The sequence below is a fragment of the Marvinbryantia sp. genome, from assembly GCF_047017445.1.
Classification (GTDB): domain Bacteria; phylum Bacillota; class Clostridia; order Lachnospirales; family Lachnospiraceae; genus Marvinbryantia.
In genome coordinates this window covers 1-14,180 of record NZ_JBKXTT010000002.1, presented here as the reverse complement: position 1 = coordinate 14,180, position 14,180 = coordinate 1, and the positions used below count along the sequence as shown (strand labels likewise).

The 14,180-nt window shown below is 53.4% G+C and carries 13 protein-coding genes; 12 read left to right on the top strand and 1 reads right to left on the bottom strand.

Annotated elements, in window-relative coordinates:
• Positions 1-98 precede the first annotated feature (98 nt).
• Entirely contained in the window at positions 99-1,247 is a 1,149-nt protein-coding gene (locus ACLU9Q_RS02110; RefSeq protein WP_298514871.1) for an aldo/keto reductase, read from the top strand.
• A 32-nt stretch (positions 1,248-1,279) separates the two neighbouring features.
• Here ACLU9Q_RS02110 and ACLU9Q_RS02105 read toward each other — a convergent pair whose 3' ends face one another.
• The gene (locus tag ACLU9Q_RS02105; RefSeq protein WP_296837358.1) at positions 1,280-2,080 is read right to left on the bottom strand and encodes a mechanosensitive ion channel family protein; all 801 of its coding nucleotides are present in this window, start codon (positions 2,078-2,080) and stop codon (positions 1,280-1,282) included.
• A 227-nt stretch (positions 2,081-2,307) separates the two neighbouring features.
• Here ACLU9Q_RS02105 and ACLU9Q_RS02100 point away from each other — a divergent pair, with 227 nt between their 5' ends.
• The 11 genes from ACLU9Q_RS02100 to ACLU9Q_RS02050 all read left to right on the top strand — a co-directional run bounded on the left by ACLU9Q_RS02100 (position 2,308) and on the right by ACLU9Q_RS02050 (position 14,104).
• Positions 2,308-2,586, top strand: a complete 279-nt coding sequence (locus tag ACLU9Q_RS02100; protein ID WP_296837361.1) for a helix-turn-helix domain-containing protein — start codon at positions 2,308-2,310, stop codon at positions 2,584-2,586.
• Positions 2,573-3,706 (top strand): type II toxin-antitoxin system HipA family toxin, encoded by a 1,134-nt coding sequence (locus ACLU9Q_RS02095; protein WP_296837365.1) that lies wholly within the window; start codon positions 2,573-2,575, stop codon positions 3,704-3,706. Before ACLU9Q_RS02100 ends, ACLU9Q_RS02095 begins: the two co-directional genes overlap by 14 nt.
• A gap of 182 nt (positions 3,707-3,888) precedes the next feature.
• Positions 3,889-5,400 carry a sugar ABC transporter ATP-binding protein gene (locus ACLU9Q_RS02090; protein ID WP_296837368.1) on the top strand — a complete coding sequence of 504 codons (1,512 nt, stop codon included), beginning with the start codon at positions 3,889-3,891 and terminating at the stop codon, positions 5,398-5,400.
• Between the two features lie 18 nt (positions 5,401-5,418).
• A complete protein-coding gene (locus ACLU9Q_RS02085; RefSeq protein WP_296837371.1) occupies positions 5,419-6,435 on the top strand; it encodes an ABC transporter permease in 1,017 nt (338 codons plus the stop codon).
• A 57-nt stretch (positions 6,436-6,492) separates the two neighbouring features.
• Complete coding sequence (locus tag ACLU9Q_RS02080; protein WP_296837374.1) at positions 6,493-7,404, top strand: ABC transporter substrate-binding protein; 912 nt, start codon at positions 6,493-6,495, stop codon at positions 7,402-7,404.
• Positions 7,405-7,521: 117 nt separating this feature from the next.
• Positions 7,522-9,111, top strand: a complete 1,590-nt coding sequence (locus ACLU9Q_RS02075; RefSeq protein WP_296908038.1) for a response regulator — start codon at positions 7,522-7,524, stop codon at positions 9,109-9,111.
• A gap of 16 nt (positions 9,112-9,127) precedes the next feature.
• Positions 9,128-10,180, top strand: coding sequence for a sensor histidine kinase (locus ACLU9Q_RS02070; protein WP_296908036.1), 1,053 nt, complete (start codon positions 9,128-9,130; stop codon positions 10,178-10,180).
• A complete protein-coding gene (locus ACLU9Q_RS02065) occupies positions 10,177-11,655 on the top strand; it encodes an ATP-binding cassette domain-containing protein (RefSeq protein ID WP_296908034.1) in 1,479 nt (492 codons plus the stop codon). Before ACLU9Q_RS02070 ends, ACLU9Q_RS02065 begins: the two co-directional genes overlap by 4 nt.
• A gap of 123 nt (positions 11,656-11,778) precedes the next feature.
• Complete coding sequence (locus tag ACLU9Q_RS02060) at positions 11,779-12,300, top strand: peptidylprolyl isomerase (RefSeq protein WP_296908032.1); 522 nt, start codon at positions 11,779-11,781, stop codon at positions 12,298-12,300.
• Positions 12,294-13,136 (top strand): GNAT family N-acetyltransferase, encoded by an 843-nt coding sequence (locus ACLU9Q_RS02055; RefSeq protein WP_296908030.1) that lies wholly within the window; start codon positions 12,294-12,296, stop codon positions 13,134-13,136. Before ACLU9Q_RS02060 ends, ACLU9Q_RS02055 begins: the two co-directional genes overlap by 7 nt.
• A gap of 71 nt (positions 13,137-13,207) precedes the next feature.
• Entirely contained in the window at positions 13,208-14,104 is an 897-nt protein-coding gene (locus ACLU9Q_RS02050) for a MetQ/NlpA family ABC transporter substrate-binding protein (RefSeq protein WP_296839777.1), read from the top strand.
• Positions 14,105-14,180: the final 76 nt, after the last annotated feature.

Genomic DNA, 14,180 nt, shown 5'->3' with positions numbered 1-14,180 from the left:
CTCCAGATGTTATACTGATGATACTGCGATGCCGGGTTCAGAGGGCGGAAGGCTGTCTGTATCCGGCATCACCGACATAAGAAAAGGAGAAAGGATATATGAATTATCGGGAATTGGGAAAGACCGGTCTGCGGGTGAGCGAGATCGGCATGGGCTGCGAGGGCTTTGGCGAGGATAATTGCCAGAATACACGGCGCTTTTTCGATATCGCCGAGGAGTGCGGCATCAATTATTTCGATCTTTACACATCGAACCCGGAGGTGCGTGCGAGCGTCGGGGAGGCGCTGCAGGGCAGAAGGGAGAAGTTCATCATCCAGTCCCACGTTTGTTCCGTCTGGAAAAACGGGCAGTATAAGCGGACAAGAAATCTGGCGGAGGTGAAGGAGGGTTTTGCGGAAATGCTCTTGCTTCTGCAGACGGATCACATAGATATCGGCATGATCCATTATGTAGATGCGATGGACGACTGGGAGCAGATCATGAACGGCGGCGTTCTGCAATATGTGATGGAGCTGAAAAAGGCAGGCAGTATCCGGCATATTGGCATGAGCAGCCACAACCCGGAGGTTGCGCTGGCGGCAGTGAAGAGCGGATATATTGAGGTGCTGATGTTCAGCGTGAATCCCTGCTACGATCTGCAGCCTGCGAGTGAGGATGTGGAGGAGCTGTGGGCGGAGAAAAATTATGAAGCGCCGCTGGTAAATATGGACGCACAGCGCCAGGAATTATATGAGACATGTCAGCGGCTCGGCGTTGGCATCACCGTGATGAAGGCGTTTGGCGGCGGAGATCTGCTGGACGAAAAATTATCTCCGGCGGGGAAAGCGCTGACGGTAAACCAGTGCCTGCATTATGCGCTCACGCGCCCGGCGGTGGCGACGGTGCTTGCAGGCGCGCACACAGAAGAGCAGCTTCGTCAGAGTATTGCTTACGAAGAGGCTTCTGAGGAGGAAAAGGATTACGCGTTGGCATTTGCCTCTTTCCCGAATATAAGCTGGAAGGGACACTGCATGTACTGCAGTCATTGCGCGCCCTGTCCGAAGCACATTGACGTGGCGTCGGTTACAAAATTCCTGAATCTGGCGAGAGCGCAGGGCGAGGTGCCGGAGACGGTGCGAGAGCACTACGCAGTTCTGCCGCACCATGCAGGCGAGTGCATTCAGTGCGGAGCCTGTGAGAGCCGCTGCCCGTTTGAGGTTTCTATTATGGAAAATATGAAGGCGGCGAAGGAAATTTTCGGAGCATGATCTTTTGTCGGATGAGAGACTTTTCGTGATGTTTAAGCGTCTGCAGAGACGCGCACGGCGGGCGTTTTGACGCCTGCCTCCTGCAGTGCCTCCGTGATGTTCTGGTTCAGGTCATAGAGGACATCCAGGTAGTCGGCATTGGTACACCAGGCGCGTGCGGTAAATTCCAGCGCGTCGCCGGTGCTGCCGGTGAGCCGGGCGAACGGCGCCTCCGGCGACGGCAGGATTCTTTCTGTTTTTTCCATAGCTTTCAGCATAAGCTCCTGTACTTTTGCAGGGCTTTCACTTCTTGCACAGGTAAAGATCACCTCTGCCCGCCGCAGACTTTCGGCGGAATAGTCAATGATGGTTGCATTCATCAGGTTTCCGTTCGGCACGGTAATTCTCTTATTGTCCGGTGTGACGATCACCGTGTAGAACAAATTGATTTCTTTTGCGGTTCCGGTGATGCCGCAGGTTTCGATATAATCTTCGAGCTTGAACGGTTTGAAAATAATCAGCATGATGCCGCCTGCCAGGTTGGAGAGCCCGCCCTGCATGGCAAGTCCGACCGCTACTCCGGCGGAGGCGATCAGTGCGGAGATGGAAGTCATCGGCACGCCGAGAATGTTGACGATGATGATAGCGAGCACACAGTAAAGCCCGAAATGCGCGAAGCTCTGGATGAAGGTTCTGACGGCGCCGTCCATCCGGGAGAGGAACGCGCCGTTTTCAAACATTTTCAGAAGCTGCCGCACAAGAAGGCGTCCGGCAAAAAAGACGATCACGGCAAATAAGATACGACCGAAAATACTGACGGCCTGCGACGACAATGTGTCAAATATGGTACTCATAAATATCATGTCCTCCGATCGTTGCAAAATCTTGTTCATTCCTGCATCATTTTACAGGATATGCAAAACAAAGACAAGTGAAAAAAGCATTAATAAAAAATCTTTCCATTTTGCGCGTGATATTTTGCGTGAGATGTGTTATAATAATAGATAATATATTATCTGAATTGCTTTAAAAATAGGGATTTTAGATAAAATATTATCTATTATTTTTGGGAGAAAAAGGCATGAGTGAATATATCTGGGAAACAGCGGAAGAGATGGATGCGCTTCTTGCAAAGCGTGTAAAACGGATACGGAAGCGCAAAGGGCTTTCACAGGAAGCGCTTGCAAATGCGAGCGGGGTCAGCTACGGTTCTGTCAAACGGTTTGAGACGACAGGGCAGATTTCGCTGTTATCACTTACGAAAATAGCGGTCGCGCTCGACTGCGCGGAAGAAATCCGCGGGATGTTTGCAGAGGTTCCCTATCGGGATATACAGGAGGTGCTGAATGAAACGAGATAAGCAGTTATTCGTGTTTTATAAGGAACGGAAGGTGGGCATGCTTGCGCAGACGTCGGACCGGAAGATTGCATTTGCTTATGACGATGCATGGCTTAAGGACGGCTTTTCCATCAGCCCATTTTCGCTGCCTTTAAAAAAGCAGGTTTTTATCACTGCGAAGCATTATTTTCACGGACTGTACGGCGTGTTTGCGGACAGCCTGCCGGATGCCTGGGGAAATATTCTGCTGAACCGTATGCTGCGGGCGCAGAATATCGGAGAGGATACGCTGAACGTGCTGGATCATCTGGCAATTGTGGGAAATTCCGGGATGGGTGCGCTCGTCTACCGTCCGGATATCGTTCTGCCGTCGGAGCTGAACGTGCTGGATCTGGACTATCTTGCGCAGCAGTGTGAGAAAATATTAAATACGGAATACACGGAGGAGCTGGATACACTTTACCGTCTCGGCGGCACCAGCGGCGGCGCGCGGCCGAAAATCCTCACGCAGATTGACGGGGAGGAATGGATGATTAAATTTCCGGCGCATGTGGATGGCAGGGAGGCGGGAAGGATGGAGTATGATTACTCTGTGTGCGCGCGAAGGTGCGGCATTGTGATGGAGGAAACCAGGCTTTTTCCGTCGAAGGTCTGCGGTGGTTATTTTGGCACGCGGCGGTTTGACCGCAGACGAGGGAATGACGGAAAAATAGAGCGCGTGCATATGCTCACGGCAGCGGCGCTTCTGGAGCTTGATTTTGAACAGCCGAGCCTTGATTACCATTCGCTGATGAAGCTGACGAAGATTCTCACCAGAGACAATGCGCAGGATATGGAAAATATGTTTCGCAGGATGTGCTTTAATGTTTTTGCGCACAACCGCGACGACCATGCAAAAAACTTTACTTATCTATATGAAGAAAAAACAGATTCCTGGCGGCTTTCGCCCGCTTATGATCTGACGTACAGCAGCACGTATTACGGGGAACACACAACCTCCGTGGACGGAAACGGCGCGAACCCCGGCAGAAAAGAACTATTGGCGGTCGGAACGGCTGCCGGATTAAACAGATCAAAATGCGAACGCATCGCGAATGAGATCGCAGATCGTGTCAGCGAAGAACTGCGGACGTATTTGTGACGCCGACGGAACACTTTAAATGCAATATGCATAAAAAACCCCTCTAAAACAAAAATCTCCCCCTCTTTTTGCACAATAAAATAATGAGTATAATAGATTTAAGAAAAAGAAAACGTACACACAGCGACCGGAAAGGCTCCGGAAGCTGTGCGACTTGTCTAACGGTAAAGGAGGGCGACGGAATGAATGAGGTCATTGTCTCCATGAAAAATATTACCAAGACATTTCCGGGAGTGAAGGCGCTCGATTCGGTTAATTTTGAGCTGCGCTCCGGTGAGGTCATGGCGCTTCTTGGAGAAAATGGCGCGGGAAAATCCACTCTGATGAAGATCCTGAGCGGCGTCTACACAAGGGACGGCGGTACAATGGAAATCTTCGGAAAGGAGTACGGAGATCTGACGCCAAAGCAGGCGCAGCAGGCGGGCGTGGCGATTATCCACCAGGAGCTGAATATGTGCCGTCATCTGTCGGTTGCGGAAAATATGTTTCTTGGACGGGAGATCCGGGGAAGATTTGCACTCGATAACGCAAAGATGGAGGAGGAAGCAAAACGGATCCTCGATGATCTGAAGATCAATATTGATCCACGGCAGACGGTCGGCGACCTGCCGGTGTCGAAGCAGCAGATGGTCGAGATTGCAAAAGCGCTTTCGATTAATGCAAAAATACTGATCATGGATGAGCCGACGTCCGCGCTGACGGCGAGGGAGATCGACGATCTGTTCCGCATCATCCGCAAGCTGAAAGCGGAGGGGCACGGGATCGTCTACATATCGCACCGCCTGGAGGAGCTGTCGCACATCGTCGACCGCGTGACCATCATGCGCGACGGGCAGTATATCACGAGCGGAAATTTTGCCGACATGACGATGGATCAGATCATCGCAAACATGGTCGGACGCGAGATCAAAGAAAAATTCCCGCATGTGGAGTGTGAGAAGGGCAAAAAGGTATTTGAGGTGAAAAATCTCAATGCCGGAAAAATGGTAAGGGATATCAGTTTTTCCGTCTACGAGGGCGAGATCGTCGGTTTTGCCGGGCTGATGGGAGCGGGCAGAACCGAGACAACGCGGGCGATCTTCGGGGTGGATCCAAAGGAGAGCGGCGAAATCTATGTGGATGGCAAACAGGTAAAGATCAACTGTCCGATGGACGCGATCAAAAACGGCGTAGTGCTTGCGCCGGAGGACCGCAAAAAGGACGGGCTCTGTACAAAGCTCAGTATCCGCCAGAATCTTGCGCTCCCGAATCTCGACTGGGTGTGCGGGAAGCTTGGCGTGATAAACAGCAGCAAGGAGGAAGCGCTCTGCGAAAAGGCTGTGCATGACCTGCGGATCAAGACGCCGAACGTGGAAATCGACTCCGGCAACCTTTCCGGAGGCAACCAGCAGAAGGTCGTTGTCGGCAAATGGCTGGCGCGCGATTCCAGGGTAGTCATCTTCGACGAGCCGACCAGAGGCATCGACGTCGGCGCGAAGGTAGAGATCTACAATCTGATGAATCAGCTCAAGAAGCAGGGAATTGCCGTGATGTTTGTGTCCTCGGAAATGCCGGAGGTCATGGGGATCGCTGACCGCATCATCGTGATGTGCGACGGCAGGATCACCGGCGAGGTGATGGCGAAGGAGACGACGCAGAATGAGATCCTGACACTGGCGACCACCTTTGAGGACAAGAAAATCGGCAGCAAGTAATCTGGGAGGAGAAATAGCATGAACAACAAAAATCAAAGCCCGCTGAAAAAGCTTCTGGGCATCCGGGGCATGGGCGCTGCACTGACGGCGTTCGTCGGTCTGATTATTATTTATATTGCATTTGGCGTGATTAACCCGGCGGTGTTCTCGGGGCAGAATATATTAAACCTGCTCCGTTCCATGTCGAAGTACCTGCTGATCGGTATCGCGCAGAGCTACATTCTGATCACCGGAAACATCGACCTTTCCATCGGTACCATGGTCGGCATGAGCGCGATGATCTCCGCAACACTGATGACGCACGGCATAAATCCGGTATTTGCAATGCTGGTGGCTCTGCTGGCATGTCTGGCGACCGGCGTGGTAAACGGTTATCTGGTAGGTAAATTTAAGCTGCCGCCGTTCATCGCCACACTCGGAACCATGTTTGTCACCAGAGGCGTTGCCTACATGGTAAACGGCAACCGCAACACCGACGCGATCGCGACCGGCGTCGGTAAGGAAACGGCTGATAAATTCCAGAATTTCTTCTATTACGGAAAAACATTGGGAGTTTACAATACCTTCTGGATCGCTATTATCGTATTTATCATATTCTTCTTCATCCTGTCGAAGACGCGCACGGGACGCCACATTTACGCGATCGGTTCCAACATCGACGCTGCAAAGCTCTCCGGCGTGAACGTGGTGGGAACGACGATCAAGGCGTATCTGGTAAGCTCTATCTGCTCCTGGATCGTAGGTCTGATCCTCTGTGCGCAGGCCGGCATGGGAAATATGGAAGCGGGCAATATGTATGAAATGTACGGCGTTGCGGCAGGCGTTATCGGCGGCGTATCACCGCTCGGCGGCACCGGCATCCTGCTTGGCACCCTGGCAGGTGCGGCAGTCTGGCAGACGCTGGAAAACGGTCTGAACATGATCGGCGCGCAGGTTGGTATCCAGCGGATCGTCATCGGTGTGATCGTGGTCGGCGCAGTGCTTCTCGACGTGGTCGTAAGAAGCGGGCAGTTTGGCAAAAAGAAAAAGAACTAGACCGCAGCATACTGCGGATAGGAAATAAAAACTATTTAATTTAAGGAGGATTTTAAAATGAAGAGAAGAATGTTGGCAGCACTTACCGTATCTATGCTGGCTGTAACGGCGGCGTTTGGAATGGGCGCATCCGCAGAGGGAGAAAAGATTGCCCTTATCACGATGGATTCCATCGACCAGCACTGGATCACCCTGAACGAGGGCGCACAGAAGGCAGCGGAGGAGCTTGGCGTAACGGTTGATTTCATGTCCCCGAACACCAAGGATGACTCTCAGCAGATCGAGTGTGTAAACAACGCGGTTGCAGGCGGCTATCAGGCGATCCTCGTGGCTGCAAACGGTCCGGATGCGATTTCTTCCGCACTTCAGGAAGCAGTAGCGGCAGGCGTGAAGATCGTTTACGTAGACTCCCCGGCAAATGTGGACGCAGAGGCTACCTTCTCCACAGACAACAAGGCAGCAGGTACCACGGCAGGCGAAGAAATGCTCAAAGCGCTTGAAGAAAAGGGCATCACCTCCGGCAAGATCGGTATCATCAATGTAAACGCGGCAACAGATTCCTGCGTAAACCGTGAGGAAGGCTTCCGCGCAGCATTTGAAGGAACAGAGTTCGAGCTGATGGAAACACAGTACGGCGAAGGCGACGCAGCGAAGTCCCAGACCATCGCTGAGAACTATATCACCCAAGGCGTTGTTGGTATCTTCGGCTGCAACGAAGGTTCCACGACCGGCGCAGGAAATGCGATCAAGGCTTCCGGCAACACGGATATCATCGGCGTTGGCTTTGATAAATCCGATGCGATCCTCAACCTCATCGACGACGGCTATCTGCTGGCAACCATGGCACAGAACCCGGATGTTATGGGCTACGAGGGCGTAAAGGCAGCAGTTGCGGCAATCGGCGGCGAATCCCTTGGCGGTGAAGTGACCGACACAGGCGTATCTGTTCTGACAAAAGAAGCAGAATAAGAAAACAGCGGCTTTACAAAGACCGTCGGGCTTCCGGCGGTCTTTTCGCAGTTCTTGTAAAGCGGGCTGTTTCATGATATCATGGAATACAACGATAAGCGGCGTGAGGATGGGGATATGTTAAAAGTAGTAATTGCGGATGATGAGGAGCGGATCTGCCGGCTGATCGAGGCGCTGGTCGACTGGAAGGCGCTGTCGATGGAGGTCGTCGGGACGGCGCACAACGGGCTTGAAGCGTGTGAGATCGTAAAGAAGGTCTGCCCGGATATTCTGATCACGGATATCCGTATGCCGGGGTGCAGCGGGCTGGAGCTGATCGAGCAGGTAAAACAGAGCGCAAAGCAGCTTGAGATCATTATTATCAGCGGCTATGCGCATTTTGAATACGCGCAGCAGGCGATCAAATTCGGCGTGGGCGACTATCTGCTGAAGCCGATCAGCAAGGCGGAGCTGACGGCGACCTTAGAGAAGCTGCGCGAGCGTATCTGTCAGAGACAGGCGTCCGAGCAGGACCGGCAGGAGATGAAGCGCAGGGCGGAGCTGGATGTGCGCCGTATGCGGGAGGAGCTGCTGGAGAATCTGTTTCTGCAAAAGGATACGGAGCTGTCTGCACAGATCCTCCGGGAAACATATGGAATGCAGGTGCAGAAGGGCTGTTTCCAGGCGTTTTGCCTGAAGCTGGATTTCGGACTGCAGGAGCCGGGAGAAGGCTCGGCTGCCGTTTTGATGGAAAAGGCGCGCGAGGTGCTGGAGCGCTCCTTAAAGGAAAAGTGCGAAAGCTTTCTGCTGGGCGTCCGGGATTTCTGGTGTCTGGGAATTTTAAATTATGAAAAATCGCGCCAGGAGGCGGTCCGCCGGATGCTCAAGGACTGTCTCGGTCAGATCGAGATGCAGAAAAATCTGTTCAGCTCCGTCACCTTTTCGATGTCGCTCGGAGGCGCCGTCACGCAGCCGGAGGAGCTGGCGGTGTCCATGAAGGAAGCGGCAGAGCTGATGCAGGAGCGGATCGTAAAGGGGACCGGCAGAGTGCTGGAGCATAAAAAAGAACCGTCGGCACTGAAAAACAGCAGTGTGATGGAACGCTATCTGCGGGAAATCACACAGGCTGTGGAGCTTACAAGCGTGGAAAAGGCGGACGCGGCGGTGGCACTGCTGGAGGAAGAGGTGCGCCGGACAAGGGAGGTGCGCGGCTGCGAGATCATAGAGCTGGTATTCTCCGCTGCTGATATTTTTTCGGCGCATGTGCAGATGCAGGAGCGCTCGCAGCGGCTGGAAGCGTTTCGCCGACGCTGCGGACAGTGCCGGAATATGGAGGAACTGTTTTCATGCCTTGCGGATTTTCTGCGGGAGCAGATCAGTGAGCTGCGGCAGAAGCGGGAGAATGATGCCGTCCGCCCGATCCGCAATGCGAAGGAGTATATTCAGAATCATTACAGCGAGCCGATCACACTGGAAGAGGTGAGCAGCGCGGTGGGCTTAAGCACCGCTTATTTCAGCACACTCTTTAAAAAGACGGAGGGCGGAGGCTTTGCAAAGTATCTGATCCAGGTGCGGATGGAGCAGGCAAAGAGCCTTCTGCGGGAGACAAACGCGCCTGTGGCGGAAATCTGCCGGAGGGTGGGGTACAATGACCTGAAGCATTTTACGCATACCTTCGAAAAAACGGTCGGCGTGAAGCCGGCAACCTACCGGAAGCTTTACGGATAGAGGAGAGACAAAAAACATGAAACAGCCGGAAAAACTGAAATATCTCTCGGTCCGCGTGGCATGTACTGCGCTCGTAACTGCCGCGGCGCTGGCGGCGCTGGCGGCTGCACAGCTGTATCTTGCATGGCGGAAAGAGGCGTCCGTTGCGCTGGCGGCGCTGATGCTGTGCGTGCTTGCCGCGGCGCTTGCGGTGAGCTGGTTCTGGATCGTCCTGCCGTACCGCCGCTGCGAAAAAATGCTGCAGCGTCTGGCGGAGGGCTATCCGCTGGCGGATACAAAGGATTTTGACATTGCCGCGCTCACGCCGGTGATGCATTCCCAGATCATGCTGATCGAGCAGAGCGCCCGCTCTCCGCAGTTTATGGACCTGAATAAACGGCAGGCGCAGTATCTGGCGCTGCAGAATCAGATCAATCCGCATTTTCTTTACAACACGCTGGAGAGTATCCGCGGGGAGGCACTGATCGCCGGTCTGGACGGCGTTGCCGACATGACCGAGGCGCTGGCGAAATTCTTCCGCTATACCATCACGAAGGTGGAAAATCTTGTCTCGGTGGAGGAAGAGCTGGATAATTGCGAGACGTATTTTGGTATACAGAAATACCGCTTTGGCGAGCGCCTGCAGTTACATATTGAGTATGAACCGGAGGAGTGGCCGGAGATCATGAACTGCCGCATTCCGAAGCTTACCTTGCAGCCGATCCTGGAAAACAGCATTATCCATGGAACGGAGCTGAAGATCGGCACGGGCAATCTGCGCATTTGTTTTGAACGCACGCAGGAGCGGCTGCTGATCCGCATTTCCGACGACGGGGTGGGCATGGATGAGGAAACCTTAACGAAGCTGAATCGCAAGCTTGGCAGGAGCGCCGGAACGCTTGGCTCGCAGGAGGAGGAGAAACAGGGCGGCATTGCGCTGGCGAATGTAAATAACCGCATTCATCTGATTTTTGGCGATGAATATGGGATCCATGTCTATTCGGTGCCGCAAAGCGGTACCGATGTGGAAATCACACTCCCGGTCGTGACGAGCGACCGGGAAATCAAAAACCGGGATGTGTTGGGATGAAGCAGGAAATATTTCGTATGGAGCGCGTGACATACATGGAGCAGGAGATCACGCTGCTGGAGGATTTCAATCTTCAGATTTACCGCGGGGAGATTATGGGCGTACTCCCGGTCAGCGCGCACGGCATGACGGCGTTTTTAAAGCTTCTGCAGAATAATCTTCCGCTCTATGACGGCTACATTTATTACGGCGGCGAGAAGATCAATTCCTGGAAGGAAGCAAAAAAGCAGCCGAACCGCATCAGCATCATCGAGGGAAAAAGCCGGCTCGTGGAAAATATGACAGTGATGGATAATATTTTTGTCCTGCGGCAGAGCTTCGGGCAGGAGATCGTGCGCACAAAGCTGCTCTCCAGGCAGCTTGCGCCGTTTTTCGAAGATATCGGCATCCATATTTTTGCGGATGCCCGCGTGGAGACGCTGTCGGAATTTGAGCGTGTGATCGTGGAGCTTCTGCGTGCGGTCGTCATGGGACACCGGCTGATCGTGCTGAATGATATCGGGACACTGATCAGCTATGAGGAGCTTAAAAAGCTGCACGAGATTCTGCACCACTACGCCGCGCAGGGCTTTTCGTTTTTGTATATCTGTCCTCATTTTGAGGAGATCGCTATGGTCTGCGACCGCTCTGCGATGTTTTCGAACGGACGCATCCAGAAGCTTGTGCGCCAGGAGGAGATGGCGGATGAGATCCTTCGCCTGTATTCAGCGGAGTATGACCGTATGGTGAGAAGCCATCTGGAGAGCCGGCAGAAGGATGGCGGCGGGCATGAGGAGGTCCTGCGCGCCGAACGGCTGTGCGGGGAATATGTCCGCGACTTTGGCTTTGCGGTGTCCGGCGGGGAGTGCCTGGTCGTGCAGATCCAGGCAAACCATATTTTCCAGGAGCTTGTGCAGATGATTGCCGGGGAAAAGGAGCCGGAGGCGGGAGAGCTGCGGATCCTTGGAAAACCGGCGAAATTCAAAGGCAGCGAAAAGCTTGCCGTCATACAGGAGCTGCCCACAAAGAGCATGGTGTTCCCGGAGCTTTCCTATATGGAAAACCTCTGCATCTCCCTCTCGCGCAGGATACCTTTCCTGTGGCTGCGCGGAAGCATCCGCGGCAGCATCCGGCAGGAATACGGCCCCATCCTTGGGGAGGAGGTTTTTGAGACGCCGGTGGAGGAGCTGAGCGAGAAGCAGAAATATCAGATGATCTACACGCGCGTGCTGCTGCAGAAGCCGAAGGTCGTTTTCTGCATCCAGCCCTTTAAGGGCGCCGATCTGTCTCACCGCATGTTTGTCTGGAAAATGCTGGAGATGCTGCTCGATAAGGGGATCGCGGTGGTGATCCTGACCATGATGCTCTCCGATTCCCTCTCGCTGGCGGACCGCCTGCTGGTGGTCAACGAGGACGGCAGCGAAAGAGAGGTGCTGCGCGGAGATTTTGCGACGATTTCAGCGGTAACGCCGTGGATCCATATTTATCAGCAGTAAAAAATCGCCCTGTATGGCACAAAAACCTTGACTTTTTATGCAGATAGAAACATAATTATGATATTAGGGCTGCGGAGTGATTCGCAGGCATCAAAAGATATATGATTAGAAGGAGAAAGTAATATGGCAGCAAATCCGATTGTAACAATTACCATGGAAAACGGGGACGTGATCAGGGCAGAGCTTTACCCGGAGATCGCGCCGAACAGTGTAAATAATTTTATCAGCCTGATCAAAAAGGGCTTTTACGATGGGCTTATCTTTCACCGCGTGATCAACGGCTTTATGATCCAGGGCGGCTGTCCGAACGGCACCGGTATGGGCGGCCCGGGCTACAGCATTAAAGGTGAATTTTCGGGCAATCATTTTAAAAATGATCTGAAGCATACAGAGGGTGTGCTCTCGATGGCGCGTGCGATGAATCCGAATTCCGCTGGTTCCCAGTTTTTCATTATGCATAAGGATGCTCCGCATCTGGACGGTTCCTATGCGGCGTTCGGAAAAGTGATCGAGGGCATGGATGTGGTAAACCGCATCGCAGAGGAGGACACCGACTACAGCGACCGCCCGCTTGACGAGCAGAAGATGAAAACGGTGACGGTGGAGACCTTTGGCGTGGATTATCCAGAACCGGAGAAATGCTGATCGCTCTTCAAAGGGTAGAGAATGAGCAGGCGCTTAAAGATGCGCTTGCATCGCCGATAAAGAGAGAAGACTGCGCATTTTATGTAACAGAGATGCCGGAAGCGGCGCGCGCACTTGCGCAGAGGAAGCTTCCATGCATATTCCTGGAAGGAAGCGCGCAGGAAACAAAAAAAGGCGCGGGCGTTTACGGCGTGGATCTGATCCTGCAGGGAGACAATATGCGGGGGAAGCCGGGCGGCACCCGGCGGGAGTGCAGCCGCAGCTGTCAGACGGACGCGGCAGGAGACGAATCGGTCCGGACGTATCTGGATGATGCCGCACTCACCCGGCTGTGGCAGCGGCACTACGGGCTTCCGTGGACGATCGCCCGGACGGAGCGGCTTATCATCCGCGAATCGGTGATGGAGGATCTCACAGCGTTTCTCGCTATGTACGGCGGGGAAGCAAAGAACCCGGACGTCACGCAGTTTGCAGAGAGCCCGGAGGAGACGCTGTACCTCTATATAAAGCGGCAGTATCCGCTGTACGGGTACGGGCTGTGGACGATCGCCGAAAAAAGCACCGGTGAAGTCATCGGGCGCATCGGTATAGAAAATGACGAGGCGGGGGAGCGGCAGCTTTCCTATCTGATCGCGCGAAAGTACCGTCGCCGCGGTTATGCAAAAGAAGCGGCGCAGGCTGTACTTGCCTACGCGCGGGAAGCTCTTGCGTTCCGGGATCTGAAGCTTTGCACATCCGACGGAAACACCGCTTCACAGAAACTGGCTTTCAGTCTTGGCTTCCGGAAAACAGACATTTCTGGAAATTCTTACACAATAGACTTGACAAGCCGCTGAAATCCGTGTATGATTAAAAATCATATAATTCCTAGCAAGAAAGTAGGAAAACAAAAAAGGAGGACAAGATTATGAAAAAACTGACAGCAGTCGCATTTGCGGCAACCCTGACACTTGCTCTGGCAGCGCCGGCAGCAGCAGAAGAGGGAACCATCACCGTGGCGGCATCCCCGACACCGCACGCACAGATCCTGGAAGCAGCGGCACCGCTTCTGGAGGAAAAGGGCTGGAAGCTGGATGTTGTGGAATTCACCGATTACGTACAGCCGAACCTGGTAGTAGACAGCGGTGAAATGGATGCAAACTATTTCCAGCACATTCCGTATCTGGAGAGCTTCAATGAGGAGCAGGGCACCTCTCTGGTGAACGCAGGCGGTATCCACTATGAGCCGTTTGGCATTTATCCGGGCACAAAGTCCAGCATCGAAGATCTGGAGGAGGGCGATGTGATCGCGGTTCCGAATGATACCACCAATGAGGCGAGAGCGCTTCTTCTTCTGCAGGACAACGGTCTGATCAAGCTGGCAGACGGCGCAGGTCTTACCGCAACCGTAAATGATATTGAAGAGAATTCGCTGAATCTGGAGATCCTGGAGCTGGAGGCGGCGCAGGTTTCCAAATACACCGCAGAGGCAGCGCTTGTCGTTCTGAACGGCAACTATGCGCTGGATGCAGGCTTCTCCGTAGGCAAGGATGCGATCGCTTATGAGTCTTCTGATTCTGAGGCTGCAAAGACCTACGTAAATGTTATCGCAGTAAAAGAGGGCAACGAGAACAACGAGGGCATCAAGGCTCTGGTAGAGGTTCTGAAATCTGACGAAATCAAAGATTACATCAACGAGACCTTTGACGGCGCCGTAATTCCGTTCGAGGACGAGGCGGCGGATGCGGCGGAGGATGCGCAGGCAGCGGCAGAAGAGGCGGCATCCGAGGCAGCGGAAGCAGAAACTGAGACAGAAGCTGAGTAGGAAGCGATGTTACTGTGAATGACGTGAACCAATGTCATTTAGTTAAGGCAATTGAAAAAGATCAATCTGAAGGTCT